We start from the raw sequence: 22,446 nt of genomic DNA on the forward strand, positions 1-22,446 counted from the left end.
GATCATGTTAATCCACCATTCATAAGGGAATGAATGCTGTTCACTACTTTGAATTTTAAAAGTAATCAGAAAAGTAAGGCGCCTGCTGCTCGATAGCATCTTCTAACAAATCAAGCGTTTCTGGATCACATTTAATGCGGCCAATCTTATGCAAGTACTCCGGACGCTTATAGCCTAACAACATGGTCGTCATCGTTTGGATATTTATGCTATCTCCACTACGTCGGCTTTGACTTCGAGTCACTCTTCCGCTTCCATTCGGTTCAATTTGTAGTGTAAATGTGCCTTGATTCCAGAACAGCAAAGGGTCCTGCAATGTAAAGGTCCATTCTCTCTCCATCGCTGCGGGTTTGAACGGATATTTTGAAATAAATTGCTCTATGTCCACGATCCGTGCCATAAAGTATGGGGAAATCGTTTCCTTAATATCAGCATCTTCCAGCAGAAAGGCAAGCTGTTCATCCGTATGAATATTGCCAACTACCTTGGAAATCATTGAAAAATGCGCACTAATGAAATTCCACAGCCCACTTCGTGCCTCTTCATGAATGAAAATCATATCTTTGACGTGAAATACTTCTTCTTCAATCCAATATAATATGTAGCCATCAGGTTGACCGTCTTCTCCATAATAGACAGCTGCAGTTAAGTCATCTGAATCCCAGCGCCAGTACTCACTCCACGCAAGTTCTTTTCGCAGCATGGCCCCATGGGTTTGCATGGAGAAACGTTCATAAGCCGTCCTCACATCTTCGCTTTCGGGTTCTACACGTGCCACATCACCTGGAACGGGTTTATTTTTGGGTAATTGGAAGTCTTGAACCTCGAATACGATTTTATCAGAAATGATTTCCCATCCTTTACGTCGATAATACGGTATGGAATACGGATACAAGTAAGAAATGGATTGTTTCTTTTCACGCATATTGGTGAGAGCTTGCAGCAGCAGTTTGTTCATTAAGCCTTGACCGGAATATTCAGGAAAAGTACCTACACCTGTTACGCCCCCCATAGCGTAAGTTTGGTTAAATATCCGAACCTCAAATGGATATATGGATACCTGAGAAATCAATTTTTCTCCGTCAAACCATCCAAGTACATCCGCTTGTTGTAAAACAGGTGACTTCTCATGGAGGATTTCGCTTTCTTTCCATCCATGTTTGTGAAGATCATTATGAGTGACCTGAAATACATAACGTAACAGCTGACTGTATTGCTCTAAATGGGATAAATCCACTTTTTTCATTTTTAAATTTTGCTTACGGTGCATGCCAGTTATTCTCCCTTAGTTTTAAATTATATTATTTACCAATTGCTTGAGAATAATGCTGGCATTAACCTTTTTTACGTTCGTTCTTTTGCAGGTACTAGCTTTCAAAAGTCTCAAATGTAAATCCTTCCAACTCTTCTTCAGCTTCACGCATCAGGTCCAACAAATGATCTGCATATTCTCCCAGGGACTTGCGGCTTGCATCAAAATCAATCCACTGAATGGTAAGTGGCATGGGCATGAAGCCAGTTAAGCAATCCCATAATGCATCCAAATTTCGGCCATACGTTTGACCTAATTCGAGTCTGGTCTGAAGCACGTCATGTAATTCTTCTTTACCATGAATATCCTTTCCATTGATGACTACGGTTTTCATAATATCACCCTTTCCCTATTCGATTTGTTCGAACGTACGGTAATGATCAGTTGTTTTATAGATCAAACCATCATTGGAGTATAAAATTCGATCGCTCCCCCGCGTTCCTCCCGAATAGTTAATGTCTGCTTCGTACCAGGTTCTTCCTTTTTTCTTGGGCAACAGCCCTTCCCGATTTTGAAATACGTCACCGCCTATGCTTTTGCCTGGGGCCACTTTTTCCAAATTGCCTTTGCTAGGCTCCCATCCTAATTCTCTAGCCTCTTTCTTGGTTATATAATTTTCCGGAAGTTCATTATGCTCCGAAATATACTTGGCTACTTCATCAAACTGCGTAAGAGCGGCATTCTCTTGAGATGAGCCATTTAATGAAACCGTTTCGAATGAGCAGCCTGTGAACAGGATGGTCGCCAGAATAATAAGCAAAGCACCTAACCATTTTTTTACAAACATTGATTTTGATCTCCTTCTGAAAAATTAGCATCCTCCCCATCATAACATGTTCCTTTCGTAGACTCCTCTTTATATTCTTTTCTCGGACTTTTAGCTATCCCCAAAATAAAAGGCTGGAGCAGGAATACCCCGCTCCAACCTATATTATTCTTGCCTGCTTACGGCTCGATCCCCCAAACCAGTTGACCGTTGATATACCCGGTAACCTGTTCATGGTTTGCGAATTGAGTACTGGATGCCTTAAACGAATAATCGTTAGCCTGGTTGTAATTGGACCAGTTGTTTTTGGAGAACCGTGCTTGAATTTCTGCGCTTTGTCCGGGATGAAGTGTTCCAGCAGAACTCGAAAAACCAACTTCCAAAACATAATCCGCTCCGGTAACTGGCGTTGCCAATTTAACGAATTTGCTGGTTACATTTGCACTCCCAATACTTGCCCAGTCAGACCAGAAGCTCTGTGCTTCTTCCCCGTCAATCGTATAATAATACCTTATTTTCACATCACTCAATTGAATCGCCGAATTACCGTTGTTGACTACTTTGAATTTAGGTGAGATTCCGTTGGTGGACTCACTTGTATTACCATTAAAGGCTTGGATCGTCAAGTCCCCAGAGGGTACTGAAACGCTGCTGTCCGCTACGTTTACTGTAAGAACAGCGTTATTTCCTCCGCTAAAATGAAAGGTTATCGCATGCTGACTTAGCGGCAGTGTGGAAAGATAAGATTTGCGCAAAACGATAGCCGTACTTGATGCCGTATAATCCTGGCCCGATACAAGTGTATAATTTCCATTCGTTATGCTCGTAAGCTGTTTTCCATTTAAGGTAAGGGACAAGGAAACATCCTGCGCTAGATTCGCTGCTTTATCAAATGTTGCATTCACGGGCGAAATTACAGCGTTTGCGCCTGGTGTTGAATCAACAATTTTAACTTTTAATACAGGATCTTGCCCTTGATTAAAATCAAAAACGATGGAATGGTCGCCAACTGGCAGTCCGGCTAAGAATTCTTTTTTCAGCAGCAACGTACTACCGCTTAACGTATAATCCTGATTTGCAGTCAATGTAGTTGTACCTACCTGGAGAGCGGCTAACGTATTACCGTTAAAATTCACGGTTATGGCTTTGTCGCTTGGATTGGGCGTGTTTTTGTCAAATTCAACGGTTGTAGGTGTGAGGGACGCATTTGTTGATGGATTGTTAACCTTCAAATTAGGCAGTTCATCCAGCGTAATCACATAATCGCTTTGATAAAGCGTTTTCAGAGTGGCCGGATAATTAAAGGCGGAACTCATGAGATGCTCTCCATACCATGGGCAGAAGTAAAGCCATCCCGATTTTTCCTCCGTCAGATTCTGTACACTTGGGACGGTGTCGTTCTCCGTCATGGCCACCATTTTTTTGCCGTTAGTTAAATCAACCAGCTGATAGAAGATCGAGGTAATAGCATCCTCATTCGGTACACCCGACAGACCGTCATTCCGGTTGTAGATCGTATTGTATTTATCATAACCGACAATATCTACCTGATCGTCACCAGGGTACCATGCAGGAGAGGTATTATACACGTAGCTGTTGTAAGTCCAAATCAAGTTGTGTAGTCCGTATGTCTCTGTAAGTTCAGTATAGAGCAGATCCCATAGTTGTTTGTACACATCCGCACCTGCGGAAGCCCACCAGAACCACGCGCCTTCCCCATTTAACCCACCGTTGCCCTCTGCCTCATGATATGGCCGGAAAAGAACCGGCACATTATTATCTTGCAGAATCAACAGCTGCTCCGCCAGATCCTCAATAGTACTCATTACGTATTGATATTCTTTCGTACCTGGAATCACCGCGTTGGCTGTATTAAAATTGGTTTCTGTTGGCTTGTAGGTGGCCTCCTTCCAATCCACATAATCCCCAAGCTGGTAGGTCGTGAAATTTCGGGGCACATTGATATGCCATGATGCGGTCGCAATTCCATTCCGGTTATTCACCCAATCGATCATTCGATCCGTTGTACCGTCTTCCCATCCGTAGAGTGGATTATAGTTCATAAAATCAAATCCGCGGATAGCCGGATATTTCCCGGTTAAATTATGAATCCAATCAAACTCCAACTCCGTATTGCCATCATTCCCACCTCCGTAAATCTCCTGCTGACCGGCGATAATGTGATTGCCATAAACCTCGGTTAAATAATTCATTAGAAGTTGTGTTTCGGGTGTGGCTTGAGAATCGGTGAGGACAGGCTGAACCTCCAGCGGATCCAGATTGGCATAATCCACAGTGAAGGTGTCGAAATAAGCGAATCCCCAACCAGCCTTCAGCTGAATTGTGTTACTTCCCTGGTTCAGCTTGTGGTATCCAAAATTGAAATCAGACCATGTGGTTGTGTAAGGCAGCATATATGAGCCCTTGGTAACGCCATTAACGGATAAATATTGTAGTCTGCCGTCAGCGCTTAACTCCTGCATGTATCGGGTGGAGATCGCATACATGCCCGTTTCCGGGACAGTCACTGTGAAGGTTATCGTGCCGGAATTCTGCATCCAGACAAATCCACTCCCCGAAAATCCGGGCTTGGGTTGTCCGTAAATTTCTGTCGTCACTTGAAGATCGGAGGAAAGTAAAGCGTTTTCGCTTTCGATCGTAAAAAGTGGTGAGTCTGCATGAACGGGTACGGTCATCAATCCAAGAAGCAGAGTCAATGCCAGCATTAATACGCCTGTCTTTTTGAGCAAAATCTTCATTATCATCTTCCTTCCCATTTTAAAATATGATAAAGAATGATTCCTCTGTTCACTCATGATGGCGCTTTCATTGTAAACATAGCATATGTATCAATTTTTGCAAATATATGGACGGGAATTTTAGTGCTTTATCATGCAAATGAAGTTCATTTAGCAGCTATATTCCACTGCAGGTGTTTCATATCAACTCTATAAAAGTACTCGTAACAGAAAAAGATCTTGTAACGATAAAAAAGCCGCAAAATCGCGGCTTTCAAAATGTTAATCCTCTCATTTCCGGCAAATTTAATCCTCTTATTGGGCAGTATATCCTCCATCAACGATCAGGCTATTTCCTGTCATATAGGATGAATCGTCGCTAGCTAGGAACAGTACAGCTTTGGCCATTTCATCTGCTTGACCGAGCCGCTTCATTGGTGTTGCCGCGGAAAGAGCCTGCTTACTCTCTTCTGGAATAATCGGTGTATCAATGAAGCCTGGGCAAAGTGCGTTCACCCGAATGTTTTTCTCAGCATATTCGAGTGCGAGTGAACGAGTAAGATTCACGACGCCACCTTTTGCTGCATTGTAGGCAGCAGAACCAGGTGAACCAACCCATCCGTACATGGAAGCCGTGTTGACGATAGTCCCTCCGCCAATTTTGAGCATTTCTCGGATCGCTTCACGTGCGACCAAGAATACGCCGTCCAGATCTACATTCACCGTATTGCGCCACTCAGCATAGTCAAGCTCATGCGATGGATGAACACGCCCGATTCCTGCATTATTAAATACGATATCCACTTTACCGAAAACCTCTACGGTTTTTTTGAAAATCTCAGCAACCTCTTGTTCACTTGTGATGTTCGCTTTAATAAAAAGGGCGTCAGCTTTAAGCGCTTTCAGTTCTTGCTCAAACGCCTTACCTTTTTCTTCATTTAGGTCCACCAAGACCACTTTGGCTCCTTCTGAAACGAATAAACGTGCTGTCGCTGCGCCGATTCCGGATGCCCCTCCCGTAATAATTGCCACTTTGTCTTGAAGTTTGCCCATGATTAAATCCTCCAGTATACTATTTTGAATAGCACCTATTCACATATGTGCTATATGACGTTTACAAATATAATTGTATGCTTAAAATTGTAACAATCCAATCATTAAGATACGTTGATATGTCTACTACATAGACACTTGGTGAAACAATGTCTATTTTTATAGGAGTTTTTATGTATGAATGATGAACAAATTATGAAATCTCAACAGCGCAATCGAACCGAGGAGCATCTTAAAAGCGCTCTGATTCAGCTCATTAAGAAAAAAGGCTATCATGCCATCTCTGTCAAAGACATCGTTGATCAGGCGGGTTATAATCGCAGTACTTTTTACTTACACTACCAAGATAAATTTGTGCTCGCCGAAGACTTGTTGGATACGAAGCTCGAAGGTCTGAGACTCGCCGTAGGCAAGCCATACTCGCACGGTCAAAAGGTCTACACCAACAAGCTTAATTTGGAATCCTTTCAAATCGTTAATTATATCTATGAAAACCGAGACTTCTTCGAACTGATTCGATATGATGACACATTACCTGGTTTGCATACAGGTTTTCCTCAAACAATTCTGAAAATATATGAAGAGCAGTTTATCTTCGAGACGATCAACGATTCCCCTGTGAACATGGAGTATTTTAAGTACTACACGGCTTACGGCTTTTTTGGGATATTAAACAATTGGATATTAAGCGATTTTCGCGAATCACGTGATATGTTTATCAAAAACGTGATCGAACTGTCAAAAACACATATTCATTCTTTTCATTATGTGGGGATCAAGTTGGATTAAACAGTTGATTAGTTAGATTTAATTTAAAGACAAAGAAGGAGAATCTTGTCCTCCATTCTTTGTCTTTTTCCCTTTTACTTATAGAATTTAATTAATGATATTTTCTTAATATTTCATATTTAGATAATTATTTTTCTCCGATAGTCAGCATGTGGAGGTCAGCTCCATTCACTCCAAAAGCGGTCTAACTGGAAGGAGAATGTGGATCCTCTTTTTACCCTCCCGTACCCGTAACACTCACTAAGATGCGGTCGATATCCGGCGCATACCCCGTCGGCTGGGAAAATAGCAGCGTATTGGACCCCGCTTGCAGATGAACGGTCGTCTCCTGAGAAGCAACTGTTGTCCAGCCGCCGGAGCTTGGGAAATTGAGCGTCGTACCCGCCGCTCCATTCACACTTAATATGGCGGCTCGGGAAGCCTCGCCATTCAGATACTGGATGGTCAATTTGTAGTTGCCAGCGGAAGGCACTGTTACACCATTGAACTTCAGCGTGCCACTACCGTTGCCTAGATAGCCCACCTTTCCACCGCCTGAACAAGTCGTGCAGTCCGCAATGACTGCAGAACCCCCCAATGTGTTCCCTACTGCCTCTGCCTCATAGCTGTTAACACCAGAAGTCGGAGGTGTAACCGGCGTCACGGGTGGATCAGTCAGTATTGTAGAAGTCGTAGCACTCGCAGAAACATGGAAACCGGACAGTGTCAGCCAGCCATCTCGATTTGCATCCTGACGGGTGTTCGCAAAGCGAAGGGTTTTGCCGCCGGAAAGTGGGTTGACAACTCGCATGACCAGCCTGTAGTCCCCGGCTGGAAGGTTGTGATTCGCACTATACGAGAAGGAATAGTCCGTGGCTCCAGGCAAGACGCTTTTCAGATTCCACGATTCCGTGCCGAGTGACTTAACCCATGTGTCAGCAGCATTCAGTACACCAAACTCAACCTTCCAATTATAGTAAAAGGGGGCGACACCCTTATTCTGAAGTTTGACGTTGACTTGCAGTGAAGACGCCGATGAATCGCTCAACTGTACAGAGGAATTGTACAGCGTGTAGCCAAGCATTTTATGAGCTCGCAGCGCATTAAGCTTAGCCGTCTCATCCGGTAGAGAATTTTTGTACACACGATCGTACATTAGCCAAGAAGCGTGAGTCGTTTCGACTGAGGTCTGGAAGTCCTCACCGTTTTGGTTGGGCCAATGCTGCCAAAAACTCTCATCCTGCTGGAGCGGTGGATAGAGTTCGCCGCCAATCGGATGAGTCTTCCAGATGTTCTGCAGGCCGTTTTGCGTAATCAAATTCCAGAATCCCCAATCATTTTCGAACAGCGTTTCGTACGAAAAAGAATCATCATGGTAGCCAAAAGCGTTTTTCACATCTGCTGTACTCGCCGAATAAGGGTACCTGGCCAGGACCTGGGTCTTCTGAAACGCACCCTTGAATGCGGAAAGCAGCCCGTCACGGTTACTCTGGTTCATCTCCCAATTTGTTGGATCGGTATTGTAGGGCCATGTATGCCACTCTCCCCAGAAGCCGTATAATCCTGTCGTCAAGAAGCCGATCCGCGGATCGCCATCGTAGCGAGCCCCAAGTGCGGCGACGAACTGTCGCATTGCCTGATTCAGATTAGCGTCGTTCCAATCGGGGGCCAAACTGTGCGTAGATGTATCGTGGTTGCCATTCTGGTCATAATCCCGGGTCATAAGCCCCCCGTTGATTAGAAATTGCGGAATACCACTCGTACGACCCGGATAGTCGACGTAGACGCGGAAAGCCGCTTGGTTACCCCGACTAGCGATGTCATTCAGATAGGCATCCAGCGGTGCCCAGTTGTACGTGTTCCAGTCCGTCATCAGGTCGCGAAGCGAAACGTAGAACCATTCCATGCTGTGCGGGAAACTGTTGTTCGGATCAACACTTTCCGAAGGGAGCTTGGAGAAGGGTAAAAAGCCCTTCAGTGGATTTAGCTCCAGCCCCGCTTTGTTCGGATCATAGGTTTGGGCCTGCCACTCTCCGGACGCATAAGCATGTGTAGGCTTGAAGTTCATAAACACGATCGAGCCTAGTAGACAAAAGACGGCCATCATCAATCCTAGCCTTGCAAGTCTTGCATTCGACATTGCATCGTTCACTCCTATTCGTATGGGATTATCTATTAAAAAGGGCAATGTACTTACTCCCCAGCCATACTCACCCCCTCTCCAGCTCGGAATTCTACGCATTAGTGAGCACACATCTCGTTTCTACTTGTTGCAAATAGCTAGTAAACGTGGTGGTACGCGCCCAGCCAATTTTCTCAGATTGCATGGACATGATCCAAAAGGTCATCGGGTCATCCCTTACTGGCACTAAAAGCGACACCCTCGATGAATCTCCGTTGGAAAATGAAAAACAGTATGAGCATCGGAACGACAGCCATGAACGCACCAGCCATCAATACAGGATAATCCGTACCGAACATGGAGACAAGTGTCGCGAGGCCTGCTGACAGCGTCAATTTTTCCGGTGAACTGTTGATGATTAGTGGCCACTGTAGTTCATTCCATGACCAGAGCAGTTGGATGATGACGACTGCAACCAGCGCTGACTTGACAAGCGGCAGCATGATATAGCGAAAGATTTGGAACGGATTGCACCCGTCGAGCACTGCTGCTTCCTCCAACTCTTTGGAGATGCCGAGGAAAAATTGACGCAGCAAAAATGTCGCAAATGGGCTGACGAGCGAGGTAATCCAAAGTGCAGTCGTCGTATTCACCAATCCAAGTTTGCTCATCATCAAATATTGCGGTGTATAGAACACCGGGTTGGGAATCATCATGACCGAAATGATCAGAAAAAAACACAGTCCTCTACCCGGAAAACGAATGCGTGCAAACGCAAAGGCCGCCATCGCGCTGAAGACGACAGGGAACAACGTCTTCATGAACGCAGCCATCAGCGTGTTCGCATAGTAATGCAGGAAGGCTGATTGCTTGAGGGCGTCCACATAGCCTCTGAAGCTTGGCTCCGCAGGGAGTATGGTGATTGGAATCTGGGTCGCCTCCGTCGTCGTCTTGAGCGACGTAAGGATCATCCAGAGAAATGGAAGCACCATGACGGCTGCCCCAGCGATCAGAACCAAATGAATAATAAGGTTGTTTCTATGCTTCAAAGAGACAACTCTGCTCACTTTCGAACCTCCTCAATCGTAAATCACCCATTTTTTTTGCAGCATGAACTGGATACCCGTCAAAACCAGGTTGATCACTAGTAAGATGTTGACGATGGCAGCTCCATAGTTCTGATCGTAGTAGATAAACGAATTTTGGTAATACGCGTATACGAGAGAACGCACCGCGGGTAGTGCAACATTCGTTTTACCGATAATCAGATAGATACTGTCAAAAATTTGTGTAGCACCGATCACGAGTACGATCGACGTAAAAAATAATGTCGGTGTTAATAGCGGAAGCGTAATGGATCGAAACTTGCGAAAGCCGACAGCGCCATCAATCTCAGCAGCCTCATAAAGAATGCGTGGAATTCCTTGAAGCCCGGCCAGAATCAGCAGCATGTTAAAGCCGATCGCGCCCCAAACACCGACCATGACAAGAGCATACATGGCGAAGCGCTTGTCAGATATCCACGCAATGTGGGTGCCGAGTACGGAGTTTAGTAGTCCGTAATCCTGCGCAAAAATAATGACCCACACCATAGCAGCCGCGGCCGCCATCGTAACCTGCGGTAGAAAATAAATGACCCGGTAGACAGACTGGCCCTTGATCTTCGCGTTTAGCAGTACGGCAAAAAACGTGGAAAGTATAATCGTTGTAGGCACAAACAGCACGACATAAAGTATCGTATTACGTAGGTTTTGCCAGAACTCCTCGTCCATAAATAATCTCTCGTAGTTGGCCCAACCAACCCAGTGGTTGACAAGGCCGAAGTTTTCGGACTTCAGGAAGCTCAGATAAATGGAATAAACGGCTGGCCAACTCCAAAAAACGAGCGTTCCGATCAGCGTCGGAGCGATCATCATATAAGCCCATATATATCTGCTTTTCGAATGCATTGCCTTCACCTCATTTGTGCCATAGGTATTCCGTTAACCGGAATACCATCGACAATTTTGCCTGGCGTAGGGAGCTTACTTTGCGTCCTCAATCGCCTGATTCATCATTTCCGCCACTTTCTTGGCGCCTTCTTCGATTGATATCGCGCCGCCCCATGCCTGTGACATGATCTCTGCTTCTTTCGAGAACCAGACTGGGTATGATTTTGAACCACTCGGGTACGGAGTCGCGTCCGCCGCCTGATCAATGAATACCTGCAGGTTCAAATCAGGATTGTTCTTCACCCATGCGTCTTGCGTGTTATTGAACGCCGGAATCGCGGCACCCATCTCGGCCGTGATCTCAGCGGCCTCCTTGGAGCCGAGGAATTTCAGGAACTGCCATGCTTCATCCTTGTGCTTACCTTTAGTAGACATGACGTTGCCGATGCCATTAATGATATTGCCGCGTTTGACCTTGCCCTTCGGCAGAGGTGCCCAATCGTACTTTCCTTTGATAATTTCACTACTTGCCAAATTGCCGTTGTCCCAAGATCCGTCGAAAATCATTGCGAGCTTGCCGGACTTGAACATTTCGACCGAGTCCGTGTCGGTCATCTGCTGGTGCGTCGGCGAAGCCTTATCAAGAATCATCTGATAACGAGCCTTTAGTGCCTCAATCGATGCCTGTTCGTCGTAACCGGATTTCGTCATATCGTCATTTAAAATGAAACCACCGTTCGCTAACATGTCGTTCCAGTAACCCGCTTGGGTGTCCAGCTTTGCACCAAAACCGTAAATGCCCTTGTCTGGCTGGCTGAGCTGTTTGGCAACTTCGGCAAGCTTGGCATAATCCCACGTGTCGTCCGGGTACGCAATGTTCGCCTGATCGAACAGCTCCTTGTTGTAGGCGAGTCCAATGGTATCGAAGTCCTTTGGAATACCGTAGTTTTGCCCATCCACCGTATAGATAGAGGTGAGGTTGGACGCGTAGTTGTCCAGATCGATTTCTCCCGCCTGCACCTTGTCCGTGATCGGCTCGAGGAACTGACCTTCTGCGTACTTCATAAACTGACCACCATGCATCCAGAATACATCGGGCAGCATTCCTGCTGGTGCTGCGGCGGACATCTTCGTCCAATATTCGCCCCACGGAATAGCATCAACCTTCACCTCGATGTTCGGGTGCTGCTCTGTGAATGCATCAGCGATTGCCTCCATTGCCGGCTGCTGGTTTTTGTCCCAGATCGTATAAGAGATCGTAACCTTCTTCTGGGCACCACTGTCGGCAGCCCCGCCTCCGTCGTTAGAATTATTGCAGCCGGCCATCAACGAGACGAGCAGTAAGCTGGCGAGCCCTGCGGCCCATTTTTTTCTTATGTTCATCGTAATACTCCCCTCGACTTTTCTTGAAAAATGAAGATTGTCCCTTTACTTCAGCAGTCGTGTTCAAAAAGCTGGAGGACGGAAAAATTGCGCTTTTTTCCGCCAGTCGATCGTCGTGAGCTCTTGACGTTCTCATCATAAATCAGGGAAAATCCGGTTTAAATGCCCAAATTTTAAGATTCAAACCACATTTTTAAGATCCCCTTCCAAAGGGCAGAGGATCTCTGCATAATAAAAGCCGTATCAAAATTCAAGCGATTGGGGCAAATATTCCACAAGATTTTGTCCGCAATTCCAAAGGAGAATCCTCCCATGAATAATATCTTAATCAAACGTCTGCCCGGTGAATACTGGTGGGGCGGTGTAATCAACGATGGCAGCTCCATGCCGTTTGGCAAGACTGCGTATACGAGGGATTTGCGCATGACAGACGACAATCAGGCCTCGCCTTTGCTGCTCTCCAATAAGGGCAGATATATTTGGAGCGAGGAGCCATTTGCTTTCCATGTGGACGAGAATGGGCTTTCCGTTTTTGATATTGCTGGTGAGGTCGTCGTGGAGGAGGAGCTCAACACACTACAGGGCGCATACCGTCATGCTGCCGGCACACATTTCCCGCCGTCACAGCAGGTACCCGACGCCCTGGTATTCACAGCTCCGCAGTACTGTACCTGGGTCGAGATGTTCTATAACCCCACACAGGAGAAAATCATCCGTTATGCCGAATCCATTCTTGCGAACGGGCTACCGCCCGGCGTCCTTATTATCGACGACAATTGGATGATGGATTATGGCATGTGGGACTTTGACAAGCACAGGTTCCCGAATCCCCGGGAGATGATCGATACGCTTCACGGCATGGGCTTCAAGGTGATGCTCTGGATGTGCCCATACGTGAGTCCGGACTGCACGATGTTTAAGGAATTGCGGGCGGCAGATCTGCTTCTAAAAGGTGTGGACACCGCACCATTAATCCGACATTGGTGGAATGGTTACAGCGCAGTTGTGGATTATACGAAAGAGGAAGGTGCGGCTTGGTTCAAGCGGCAGATGGATCGTCTGATCACGGATTACGGCGTTGATGGTTTCAAGCTTGACGCTGGCGAGCCGATCTTGCCGGGCGGAGCGGACACGACCCAGCCCGTTGCATGGACTCGTCCCCTGCGCCTGCTTGAGGACTGCGAAGCTTACGCCAACCTCGGAGTTGGCTACTCGCTGGTTGAGCTGCGGATGTGTTGGAAGCTCGGTGGACAGGGACTCATCCAGCGCCAGCGGGACAAGACACATACGTGGGACGCTACGGGGCTCAGCGGACTCATTCCGAACGCAATTGCTCAGGGACTGCTTGGCTATGCATTTAACTGCCCCGATATGATCGGTGGCGGTATGGACGGCGACATCAACTCCCCGGAGTTTCACTTTGACAGCGAGTTGTTCGTAAGGTATACCCAGTGTGCCGCACTGTTCCCTGTTATGCAGTTTTCCATGGCACCCTGGCGCGTGTTGAACGGTGAGGAGCTAACCTGGTGCCTTGACGCCGTAAGGCTAAGATCTGAGCTTGGCCCCGAACTGCTCGCCCTTGCTCGCCAAGCCGCTTCAGACGGCCTGCCTATATTGCGCAGCCTGGAGTTTGAATATCCTGACTGCGGCTATGAGCTCGTAAATGATCAGTTTCTCCTCGGTCAGAATCTGCTCGTTGCGCCAGTCGTCGTTAAGGGACTGACGTCCAGAACCGTAGTTTTCCCTGAGGGCCAATGGCAAGGCGATGATGGAAACGTCGTCAATGGGCCTACCGAATTGCAAGTTGATGCTCCCCTCTCACGTCTGCCCTGGTATCGCAAAATTCAATAGGAGGCGAGAACCGCTTGCTACACTCTTCGAACTTCAATTGACAAAGGAACAGTTAAGCTCAGATAATAAAAAGATTGAAGATACGCCAACCGTAACAACCGAAAACTGACTGGGGGATCTAAGCATGTATGAGCTATTAATCGTTGATGATCATGCTCATCTCGTGGACAGTCTCGAACGCACCATGCCGTGGGAAGCGCTCGGCATCGGCAAGGTTCATAAGGCTTTCTCTGGCGAAGAGGCACTTGAACATTGCAAGAGCTATCCCGTCGATATTATCATCACCGATATTCGAATGCCCGGAATCTCCGGCTTGGAGCTGATTGAGCATATAAAAAAATACGACAAGCACTTCAAAAGCATTCTGCTATCCGGCTACAGCGAATGGGACTACGCGCAGGAGGCCATCAGACAGCAGGTGGATGGTTACCTGCTCAAACCGGTCGACCAAAGGGAGCTGGCCGACATGCTGCGCCAACTCACGGAAGTGCTCCGCCTTGAATGGGACGAACGTGGCAAGCAGGAGAAGGCCATGAGCATGCTCAGCGAACATATGCCTTTGTTTCGAGAGAAGCTGCTCATTGATCTGCTTCAAGGAAGAAAGCTGCCTCCCAAGCTGCTCGAAGAAAAAATGGCTTATTACCGGTTGCCGTTCTGTCCGAGCGACGAAACTGCAATATGCCTCCTCCGCATTGAATCGTCTGCAGAGGAGTCGAACTGGATGGACCAGTCCCTGCTCTCCTCAGCCGTCGCCAATATCGCTGAGGAAACATTCTCCGAGTTATTCCATGTGTGGCATGGACGTGATGCGTACGAGCATGAAGTCTTCGTTCTTAAGGTGCGGGAAGAGTCATGGCTAGCGCGGGAGACGGAACCGGAGGTTCATCGACAGCGTTCCCTCGAACATTTGGCTGCCAGACTGCAGCAACACGTCAGACATTTTCTCAAAAGCAGCATCTCAATCGTCGTGAGCCACTGGCAGGTAATGGCTCACGGCCTGCGTGAGACTTACCAGGATTCACTGGCTATACTTACTCGCCATCTTGGCGGTGAGACGGACCTCTTAATCCGCCTGCAGGACGCCTTAGTGCCCGAAAAGCCCTACCGCGTCCATAGCCTATACGAATCGCCTACGATGATCCAGTTGTTCGAAATTTACCAGTGGGAGGCGATCGCTGCCAAGTGGGACGCCATTTTCCTTGAGGTGACAAACAAGCGAATGGATTCACGGGAGACACTGCTTGAGCTCTATTATCACGCGATGGGCGCCTTCAGCTTTTTTGCCCACAAAAACGGACTCAGCCTGCTTGAGATTCTCCCCCCGGAGCTGGACAAGGCCGCTGAAACCAACCGGTTTCGCCATATGCACCAGCTTCAGCATTGGATAATGTCCACGCTGGAGCAATTGCGGGAGATGACCAAAAGTGAATGGAACAACGAGCAAGTGGCGCTCATCCGTAAGGTCCAGCAATTCATCACCGCGCATCTCGCGGATGCCACGCTGCAGACGGCAGCGGACCACGTCGGCCTGCACCCCGCCTACCTGTCTGCTCTATTTAAAAGCAAGGCAAGCGAGAATATTAGCGAGTACTTGTACAAAGTGCGCATGCAGCGGGCGCGGGAAATACTTATCGAGCAGCCAGAGCTCAAGGTTAGCGACGTTGCGACGGCGATCGGCTACCATAAGCCGCAGTACTTCATCAAGTTGTTCAAAGAGCATTTTGGGCTGACACCGCAAGACTTCCGTCACCAATCCTCCTGACCGAACGGGGACACTTTAATGAAACTAACCATTTTCACAAAAATTGTGCTTGTCATCTTTCTACTCCTTGTCTCTACCCTGCTTCTGTACTACCTGACCAACCGCTCCAGTGTGCGGCTCATCAAGCAGGAAATTCAACGCGTGAAGCTGAATGAGCTCACTTTCCTAGCCGGAGACATCGACAATAATCTGTCCAAAGTATCGTCCTTTAGCGATTTTCTCGTACTCGACAAAGATGTTCGACTGCTTGCGACTCCTTCCTTTCTGGAAGGAGATTTTGAACTGAACAAGTTGAAGCTGCGGGTGTCGGACAAGTTGAACTTGTTGCATGCCCTGAACAACTGGAACGCCGAATTTATGGTGATCTACGATGAGGACAGCTCAGCTTTCTCTTCAACGTCCTCTTCGTCGAAGCTAAGCGAACTGTACCTGGAGACACACTTCCGCCCGTTCTGGCAGTATGAGCAGACGGGCGACGGCGGGTATTTGACGTATTATTTGGCGCATCCGTACACTTTCCGGTTTGATCCGAAGGAAGTGTCTTATGTCGTCAGGGCTAAGATCGATACCAAAAATGTACTTGCTTACTTGGACCGTGCTAAGGGTACGAACGACAACAGCGCAATTTTGTTGTCTGCAGCTGGGGATGTGCTGGCAAGCGACACAGAGAAGCTTCCTTTCATCCATGAATTGACAAGGCGGCTTGAGGTTGGCCAAGAGATGAGTGGTAACCGACTTATTAAACTGGACGGTGAGCAATACCTCGTTAACTTCTCTGCTCTGAGTAACTTCAAAGATTGGTACATCGTGGATTATACTCCGATCAGTGAGGTGCTCAATCCGATCTATGCCAATCAGCGTCTCTACTATTTCTCAAGCGTTTTCCTACTTCTGTTCAGCATCCTGCTCGCCCTGTTGTTGTACCGGGACGTGCAGATCCCGATACGAAAACTGCTCTGGGGCGTCAGGAAAATCACATCCGGTCAATATTCCATCACACTTCGCCAGGAGAGTAATGACGAATTCATGTATTTGTTTGACCGCTTCAACGAGATGTCAAAAGAAATCAAAGAGTTAATTGAAAGGGTTTACATGGAACAAATTCGCTCGAAGGAGGCAAAACTGCGACAGCTCCACTCTCAGATCCAGCCGCACTTCCTGTACAACTCGCTTGCGTTTATCAAAAGTATGACCGAACTTGACGAGAAGCAGGCAGTCATTGACATGTCCATAAGCTTAAGCCGTTATTTCCGGCAAACGATCAAGTTCGAGAACACATATACAACGGTGCGGGACGAGCTTGAGCTTGTCCGGTTATACCTCACGATCCAGAGTCTTCAGATGGACCGCTTCGTTTTCACCATTGACGTCGAGGAGCATCTTCTCGATTTACAGGTACCGCGGCTTCTGCTGCAACCGCTCGCGGAAAATGCCATTCTGCATGGCATTGAGTCGCTTCGCACGGTCGGAGACATCCAGATTACAGGTCATTCCGACGGAGAATACTGTGAGCTGATTGTGGCGGATAACGGCTGTGGTGTCGAGCCTGGTCGCATCGGCACGCTCCGTAATGCAATCTACTATGGCGCGGACGCCAATACTGCGTGGGCGCTCCACAATGTATATGAGCGGATGAGAGCGGTGCTCGGCTCAGAGGCCGATATGGAGCTGGCTAATGGAGAATTGGGCGGACTTCAGGTGACGTTGCGCTGGAAAGTTGTCCGTGAACAGGAGGTGACCGAGATATGTTAATCTGGAAATGGTTGAAGCAAACAGGGCTGTTTGGCCTCGCGATCATCTTGTTCCTCGTCGTCATGATTTTTTCGTTCATCTTTTGGGAAGATCCAACAGTACCCTCCCAACTTCAGGAAAAAAAGAACACGCCTACAGGACCTGCCCCTTCGTTCATCGGCGGGAAATATGAGTCTCCGGTGGTCTTGACGACCGTTGGGCATCTCTACCCGGACATCGATTTCAAAAACGGTGAAGATCTTCAGAACAACGTACTGAGCCGATTGTTTGAGGACAAGCTTGGCATCAAGGTCAATTACCTCTGGACGACGACGGGTGACGAGGACGTCTACATCAATAAACTGAACACCTTGATCGCGACTGGTCAGTCGCTTCCCGACATCGTCACATTCAAGGGTGGACAAAATATGTATCCGCTGCTGCGCTCCGGTGCTTTCCGCGACGTAGGACAGCTGTTCGAGCAGTATGCCTCACCCAAGTGGAAAGCAGCCATGGCACAGGCGCCCGAGTCGTGGGACCGGTATATGATCAACGGCAAAAAAATGGCAATACCGATCCTCGACGGCAACATGAACTCGAACGAGGTATTGTACATCCGTCAGGATTGGCTCGACAAACTTGGTTTGTCGGCCCCCTCCACCATTGAAGAGATGGAGAATGTCATGGATGCATTCGTTCATCTTGACCCGGACGGCAATGGTAAAGACGACACCTATGGACTTAGCATTAGCCTCAAAAATTCGTTTTTCACCTGGATGTCGGATGCGGGCTTCGTGTTTGGTGCTTACGGGGAGATGCCAGACATTTGGAGCACAGACGATGAAGGAATTCTGTCTTACGGATCGGTCCAGCCAAGTATTCGGCAAGGTCTAACGACGTTGAAGCGCTGGATGGAGCGAGGCTACGTGCCAAAGGATGCTGAGATTCTCGATGAGGTTCAAGCGACGGAATCATGGAAGCTGGGCAAGGCAGGCATGATTGTGGCGCCGCTGTGGGCAGCAGGATGGCCGCTAGGGGATGTGACTGCAAATGTGCCGGAGGCCCGGTTCGAGGCATACCCGATTCCCGTCGGGCCAAGCGGCTTATCCGGTACGCGCGGCACGCCGCCGGAGTATGGTGCAATTGCCATCAACGCAGATATGGAGAATCCTGAATTTTTTTTCAATTATATGAACTTTGTTTATGACAACTTCGTCGATCCTCCCTCTGGCTCGCCCTATCGTTGGGGTATCGCTGAAGGCTACGACTACGGCTATGAAGAGGGCAAGGTGACATTCCTGGAAAGCCAGGTTCCAGGCGGATTTGCGGACCCCCAAAAGTATCTCCTAAGCCTGTCGCTCCCCTCGGTCCCTAACTTGCTTAGTCAATCCATTGCTCGCATCAACAGCGGTGCATCCAATCAGACGTCATATGACATCAAAAACAAGCTGCTGCGTACGCCACAGGAGCTGAAGGGTTGGCAAATCGTCGAAAGCAATCCCTCTGTATACAAGACAGACGCCTTCACCGGAGCGCCGACGCCGACGATGGAAAAAATCGGTGACGCCCTTGACGAGTTACTGCATGATGCGATGCTCAAAATCGTGTACGGACAGGAGCCCCTGTCAAGCTTCGATCTCGTTGTCGCTAGATGGCATGAGCTGGGCGGTGATAAGATAACTGAAGAGGAGAACGAATGGTACACATCGCTGGGAAAAACTAATCAATAATAGTTGTTTTCTGTGGGTTATTTAAAAATTAAAAACATGGCGCACAATGTTGAATTGTACGCCATGTTTATGAGATATTAATTCAATTCAGATATGATTGGATAGATTGGACCTCTCAGATTGAAATTGTAGTTCAGGTCTACAATCCCTACTGTTTCACTGCTATCATATAAATCTAACATGAAGCCAGCCATTTCCTTGGCGGTGTGGTATTTAGACATGTTTGCTTTGTAATCAAATTCTTCTGTATCTAAAGATTTCTTCACGAATTCCGTTTCCGTTATAGCTGGAGCCAGGACCTTTGCTTTAAGTTTTGCACCTTTGATTTCAAGCTCTTTAGCCAGCCCTTCTGTAAAGGCACTCACGTAATATTTCGATGCCGAATAAGCAACACTTCCAACAGCAATGGCATATCCGAGTGCGGATGCAACGTTAATTAACTGAGTTCCTTCTACATCTGCGTAATCTCGCACATATAGTGTAGAAAGGATCGTCAAGGATTCAATGTTCACACGCAGCATTGTTTCAACTTTTTCCAGATTCTGTTCTGCTACAAAAGATCCTTCCCCCAGCCCGGCATTGTTAATCCAAGTCTCAATTTGGTATTCCTTAAGCGTGTTATACAGTGTGTATGCTTGACTTGTATCCGATAGATCACTTGTATGAACAATAACATTTACAGACGAATCAATATGATGAATTGCTGATTTGAGTTCTTCTAATTTGTCCAATCTTCTAGCGACCAAGATTAAGTTTTTGCCTCGTGCCGCAAACGCCAATGCTGTCTCATATCCAATCCCTGAACTTGCCCCCGTAATAACTGTATATTTCATCCTGTTTTCTCCTTCTCAACATGTATTTTAGTGTAGATAAGCTTTCAAAATTAATTTAGAACGATCGTTCTTAATAGCGCAAAAAAAACAGTTAGATCTAACTTGCTATTTAGAATAGCATTTCTAGAACGAACAGTAAAGAATTATTTTCTGCTTCATATTTCATGTTGTTGGATCGGGAACTTTGAGTATTTCCAGACATGCGATACAAGTTCTCCATAAGGTTAAGAGGACAAGAACCTGTATCACTAAAACAAAGCCACCTTCATGAAGGCAATTCCTTTTGCTTCTCATGCTGTAAACCTCTATTAGTCTAAGACGGATAATGTCATATCCATAATATTTTTTAATTTTTGCTGATCCGTAGTGGTCTTAACCAACGTACGTATCCCCACCCATGCATTCATTAAATAGTGAGAAATAACTACAGGGTCAAGGTCAGCCTTGATTTCTCCCGTTTGTTGGCCTTCCCGAACAAGGTTTCTTAAGAATTCCTCTGTTCGCAAATTACTCTCATTAACCAAAGAGGCAACTTCAGGATCCAACACCCCGAGTTCCACTCCTGAGTTTACAAGAAAACATCCTAAAGGTTGTCCTTCATTTCTTATTGTCGACTCAAACAAAGCCCGAATGATCTCTTTAACTGGTTTATGTGTGTCAATCAAAAAGCTCATTTTATTGGTCTGCTTTGCTTCATATCGTTCAAGAGCTTTCATAAATAGAGCATGCTTATCCCCAAACGTATCATAGATGCTTCTTCGGTGGATGCCCATAAACTCAACCAAATCCTGCATTGAAGTTTTCTCATATCCTTGTGTCCAGAACAAATGTATGGCTTTATCTAATACTTCATTTACTTCAAATTCTTTGGATCTTGCCATCGTCATCACCTCGAATACACATTATACATTGAAGTCAACAATCGGCAAACTGGAAATGAACAAGGGATAGATTACAGGTAAGGCATGAATCAAGAAAGGTTTATTGAGTTGCAACATCATCCATCGCTCGAACAGCTCGTTCGAATGCTTTAATTCTTCTTTTTAATAGCGTCTTTTGAGGGCTTCCCTCTTTTGACTTACCGTACATGTTCTCAAGGGATGGGAATAAACCAGTCAAAACATCGCGAGCTTCTGCTATCTCTTCCTTTGTATACTGATGAGGTGTTTGGTTCCAAGTCGTTTCCAGCATCGCTAAGCCGATGTATAAAGCGTTGAGACGTTTCTTTAAAAGAGTCGTGTTATTACCTTTCTGGGTCAAATTAGTCAAGGCATTTTCCGATTTACGAATTGTCGATTGGAAGGCTTGGATGGATTCCAATTTTTCTTCATCTGATACATTTTCCATGTGGTGCTGTCTCTCCTTTTCTCATGCATACAACTAATTTACATGCCCAACGTGATGGGATCAATATTATAATGAGCCAAAACTACCACAGGTTTCAATGGATAACTATCGTCTCCACCATACCAGACGAATAAAAAGGAAAATCCCGTCCTAGACATTTGTCCAGAACGGGATGCATATCATCATTTACTTGTTTGCGTTTTCCTTGGTCACCAGCTTCAATTCCGCTGGGATTGATTTCTCTACCTGCTTGCCGTCCAGCACATCCAGAGCAGCTTGTACCGCGAGCTGGCCAATCAGTACCGGCTGCTGAGCGACGGTGGCTGTCAGCTTTCCGTCCTGAATGGATTTGATCGCATCATCGTTACCATCAAATCCAATTACGGGAATGTCTTTACCAGAGCTTTGAATCGCTTCGATTGCACCCAGTGCCATTTCATCGTTATGGGCAAATACCGCCTGCACGTCAGGGTTGCCTTGCAGCAAGTTCTCCATTACATTCAAACCTTTGGAGCGATCGAAATCGGCAGACTGCTTGGCAACTACATTTAGTTTTTGATCAGCAACCTCATGGAAACCTTTCCCCCGCTCTCTTGTTGCGGAAGCTCCAGGTACACCCTCAAGTTCGATTACTTTCGCTCCCTCGCCAAGGTGTTCTACGAAATATTCCGCTGCCATTTGTCCACCCTTGATGTTATCAGACGCCACCAAAGCAGCCACGTCGCCTTTGTCTGCTGAACGGTCCAGTGTAATCACGGGAATGCCCACGCTATTGGCAGACTGAACAGCCGTAGAGATTGCCGCGGAATCCGCCGGGTTAATCAGCAGGGCATCCACACCTTGTTGAATCAGGTCGTCCACATCATTCGTTTGTTTGGCCGAATCATTTTGCGCGTCAACCACGATGACCTGAATTCCTTGTTTTTTGGCTTCTGCAACTACTCCGTCTTTGAGGGAAACAAAGAAGGGATTATTCAACGTGGAAACCGACAGGCCGATTTTCTTCTGTCCATTGCTTCCGGCAGAGTCGGGCTTGGCCCAGCCTGGAGGCTCCAGAGAGCAGCCAGCCAGAACGATCATCATTACGCTTACAAGCAATATGGTTAGTTTTTTCATGTT

At 46.9% G+C, this 22,446-nt stretch carries 18 protein-coding genes; 5 read left to right on the forward strand and 13 right to left on the reverse strand.

Annotated features, from left to right (window positions below):
• Positions 1-55: 55 nt before the first annotated feature.
• The 5 genes from P5G61_RS17595 to P5G61_RS17615 form a co-directional block, all read right to left on the reverse strand.
• Complete coding sequence (locus P5G61_RS17595; protein WP_301247706.1) at positions 56-1,270, reverse strand: GNAT family N-acetyltransferase; 1,215 nt, start codon at positions 1,268-1,270, stop codon at positions 56-58.
• Between the two features lie 97 nt (positions 1,271-1,367).
• Entirely contained in the window at positions 1,368-1,646 is a 279-nt protein-coding gene (locus P5G61_RS17600; RefSeq protein WP_301247707.1) for a barstar family protein, read from the reverse strand.
• A 15-nt stretch (positions 1,647-1,661) separates the two neighbouring features.
• On the reverse strand, positions 1,662-2,099 hold the full coding sequence (locus P5G61_RS17605) for a ribonuclease (RefSeq protein WP_301247708.1): 438 nt from the start codon (positions 2,097-2,099) through the stop codon (positions 1,662-1,664).
• Between the two features lie 158 nt (positions 2,100-2,257).
• Complete coding sequence (locus tag P5G61_RS17610; RefSeq protein ID WP_301247709.1) at positions 2,258-4,837, reverse strand: glycosyl hydrolase; 2,580 nt, start codon at positions 4,835-4,837, stop codon at positions 2,258-2,260.
• A gap of 294 nt (positions 4,838-5,131) precedes the next feature.
• Positions 5,132-5,869 carry an SDR family NAD(P)-dependent oxidoreductase gene (locus P5G61_RS17615; protein WP_285075304.1) on the reverse strand — a complete coding sequence of 246 codons (738 nt, stop codon included), beginning with the start codon at positions 5,867-5,869 and terminating at the stop codon, positions 5,132-5,134.
• Positions 5,870-6,046: 177 nt separating this feature from the next.
• Between P5G61_RS17615 and P5G61_RS17620 the strand changes: the two genes are divergently transcribed.
• On the forward strand, positions 6,047-6,658 hold the full coding sequence (locus P5G61_RS17620) for a TetR/AcrR family transcriptional regulator (RefSeq protein ID WP_301247710.1): 612 nt from the start codon (positions 6,047-6,049) through the stop codon (positions 6,656-6,658).
• A 214-nt stretch (positions 6,659-6,872) separates the two neighbouring features.
• On the opposite strand, the gene P5G61_RS17625 is transcribed toward P5G61_RS17620, so the two are convergent.
• The 4 genes from P5G61_RS17625 to P5G61_RS17640 all read right to left on the reverse strand — a co-directional run bounded on the left by P5G61_RS17625 (position 6,873) and on the right by P5G61_RS17640 (position 12,073).
• The gene (locus P5G61_RS17625; RefSeq protein WP_301247711.1) at positions 6,873-8,777 is read right to left on the reverse strand and encodes a DUF4832 domain-containing protein; all 1,905 of its coding nucleotides are present in this window, start codon (positions 8,775-8,777) and stop codon (positions 6,873-6,875) included.
• A gap of 212 nt (positions 8,778-8,989) precedes the next feature.
• A complete protein-coding gene (locus P5G61_RS17630; protein WP_301247712.1) occupies positions 8,990-9,826 on the reverse strand; it encodes a carbohydrate ABC transporter permease in 837 nt (278 codons plus the stop codon).
• A 12-nt stretch (positions 9,827-9,838) separates the two neighbouring features.
• The gene (locus tag P5G61_RS17635; RefSeq protein ID WP_053781005.1) at positions 9,839-10,708 is read right to left on the reverse strand and encodes a carbohydrate ABC transporter permease; all 870 of its coding nucleotides are present in this window, start codon (positions 10,706-10,708) and stop codon (positions 9,839-9,841) included.
• A gap of 75 nt (positions 10,709-10,783) precedes the next feature.
• A complete protein-coding gene (locus P5G61_RS17640) occupies positions 10,784-12,073 on the reverse strand; it encodes an ABC transporter substrate-binding protein (RefSeq protein WP_079349139.1) in 1,290 nt (429 codons plus the stop codon).
• Between the two features lie 312 nt (positions 12,074-12,385).
• Here P5G61_RS17640 and P5G61_RS17645 point away from each other — a divergent pair, with 312 nt between their 5' ends.
• From P5G61_RS17645 to P5G61_RS17660, 4 genes are all read left to right on the forward strand, one after another.
• On the forward strand, positions 12,386-13,924 hold the full coding sequence (locus P5G61_RS17645) for a glycoside hydrolase family 31 protein (RefSeq protein ID WP_301247713.1): 1,539 nt from the start codon (positions 12,386-12,388) through the stop codon (positions 13,922-13,924).
• A gap of 124 nt (positions 13,925-14,048) precedes the next feature.
• Positions 14,049-15,686 carry a response regulator gene (locus tag P5G61_RS17650; RefSeq protein ID WP_301247714.1) on the forward strand — a complete coding sequence of 546 codons (1,638 nt, stop codon included), beginning with the start codon at positions 14,049-14,051 and terminating at the stop codon, positions 15,684-15,686.
• 18 nt (positions 15,687-15,704) lie between these two features.
• Entirely contained in the window at positions 15,705-17,438 is a 1,734-nt protein-coding gene (locus P5G61_RS17655) for a sensor histidine kinase (protein ID WP_301247715.1), read from the forward strand.
• Positions 17,432-19,147: an extracellular solute-binding protein gene (locus P5G61_RS17660; protein WP_301247716.1), complete on the forward strand. Its 1,716-nt coding sequence runs from the start codon at positions 17,432-17,434 to the stop codon at positions 19,145-19,147. Before P5G61_RS17655 ends, P5G61_RS17660 begins: the two co-directional genes overlap by 7 nt.
• 77 nt (positions 19,148-19,224) lie before the next feature.
• Here P5G61_RS17660 and P5G61_RS17665 read toward each other — a convergent pair whose 3' ends face one another.
• The 4 genes from P5G61_RS17665 to rbsB form a co-directional block, all read right to left on the reverse strand.
• Entirely contained in the window at positions 19,225-19,980 is a 756-nt protein-coding gene (locus tag P5G61_RS17665) for an SDR family NAD(P)-dependent oxidoreductase (protein ID WP_301247717.1), read from the reverse strand.
• A gap of 308 nt (positions 19,981-20,288) precedes the next feature.
• Positions 20,289-20,861, reverse strand: coding sequence for a TetR/AcrR family transcriptional regulator (locus tag P5G61_RS17670; protein WP_301247718.1), 573 nt, complete (start codon positions 20,859-20,861; stop codon positions 20,289-20,291).
• A gap of 100 nt (positions 20,862-20,961) precedes the next feature.
• A complete protein-coding gene (locus P5G61_RS17675; protein WP_301247719.1) occupies positions 20,962-21,327 on the reverse strand; it encodes a hypothetical protein in 366 nt (121 codons plus the stop codon).
• A gap of 186 nt (positions 21,328-21,513) precedes the next feature.
• Entirely contained in the window at positions 21,514-22,443 is a 930-nt protein-coding gene (gene rbsB, locus P5G61_RS17680; protein WP_301247720.1) for a ribose ABC transporter substrate-binding protein RbsB, read from the reverse strand.
• Between the last annotated feature and the right edge of the window lie 3 nt (positions 22,444-22,446).

The organism is Paenibacillus vandeheii, assembly GCF_030433635.1.
In the GTDB taxonomy this organism is placed as follows: domain Bacteria; phylum Bacillota; class Bacilli; order Paenibacillales; family Paenibacillaceae; genus Paenibacillus; species Paenibacillus vandeheii.

Excerpts from the sequence above, each read along its gene's own strand:
- P5G61_RS17595 (WP_301247706.1), bottom strand. The coding sequence starts at position 1,270 with ATGCACCGTAAGCAAAATTTAAAAATGAAAAAAGTGGATTTATCCCAT.
- P5G61_RS17600 (WP_301247707.1), bottom strand. The coding sequence starts at position 1,646 with ATGAAAACCGTAGTCATCAATGGAAAGGATATTCATGGTAAAGAAGAA.
- P5G61_RS17605 (WP_301247708.1), bottom strand. The coding sequence starts at position 2,099 with ATGTTTGTAAAAAAATGGTTAGGTGCTTTGCTTATTATTCTGGCGACC.
- P5G61_RS17610 (WP_301247709.1), bottom strand. The coding sequence starts at position 4,837 with ATGAAGATTTTGCTCAAAAAGACAGGCGTATTAATGCTGGCATTGACT.
- P5G61_RS17615 (WP_285075304.1), bottom strand. The coding sequence starts at position 5,869 with ATGGGCAAACTTCAAGACAAAGTGGCAATTATTACGGGAGGGGCATCC.
- P5G61_RS17620 (WP_301247710.1), top strand. The coding sequence starts at position 6,047 with ATGAATGATGAACAAATTATGAAATCTCAACAGCGCAATCGAACCGAG.
- P5G61_RS17625 (WP_301247711.1), bottom strand. The coding sequence starts at position 8,777 with ATGTCGAATGCAAGACTTGCAAGGCTAGGATTGATGATGGCCGTCTTT.
- P5G61_RS17635 (WP_053781005.1), bottom strand. The coding sequence starts at position 10,708 with ATGCATTCGAAAAGCAGATATATATGGGCTTATATGATGATCGCTCCG.
- P5G61_RS17640 (WP_079349139.1), bottom strand. The coding sequence starts at position 12,073 with ATGAACATAAGAAAAAAATGGGCCGCAGGGCTCGCCAGCTTACTGCTC.
- P5G61_RS17645 (WP_301247713.1), top strand. The coding sequence starts at position 12,386 with ATGAATAATATCTTAATCAAACGTCTGCCCGGTGAATACTGGTGGGGC.
- P5G61_RS17650 (WP_301247714.1), top strand. The coding sequence starts at position 14,049 with ATGTATGAGCTATTAATCGTTGATGATCATGCTCATCTCGTGGACAGT.
- P5G61_RS17655 (WP_301247715.1), top strand. The coding sequence starts at position 15,705 with ATGAAACTAACCATTTTCACAAAAATTGTGCTTGTCATCTTTCTACTC.
- P5G61_RS17660 (WP_301247716.1), top strand. The coding sequence starts at position 17,432 with ATGTTAATCTGGAAATGGTTGAAGCAAACAGGGCTGTTTGGCCTCGCG.
- P5G61_RS17665 (WP_301247717.1), bottom strand. The coding sequence starts at position 19,980 with ATGAAATATACAGTTATTACGGGGGCAAGTTCAGGGATTGGATATGAG.
- P5G61_RS17670 (WP_301247718.1), bottom strand. The coding sequence starts at position 20,861 with ATGGCAAGATCCAAAGAATTTGAAGTAAATGAAGTATTAGATAAAGCC.
- P5G61_RS17675 (WP_301247719.1), bottom strand. The coding sequence starts at position 21,327 with ATGGAAAATGTATCAGATGAAGAAAAATTGGAATCCATCCAAGCCTTC.
- rbsB (WP_301247720.1), bottom strand. The coding sequence starts at position 22,443 with ATGAAAAAACTAACCATATTGCTTGTAAGCGTAATGATGATCGTTCTG.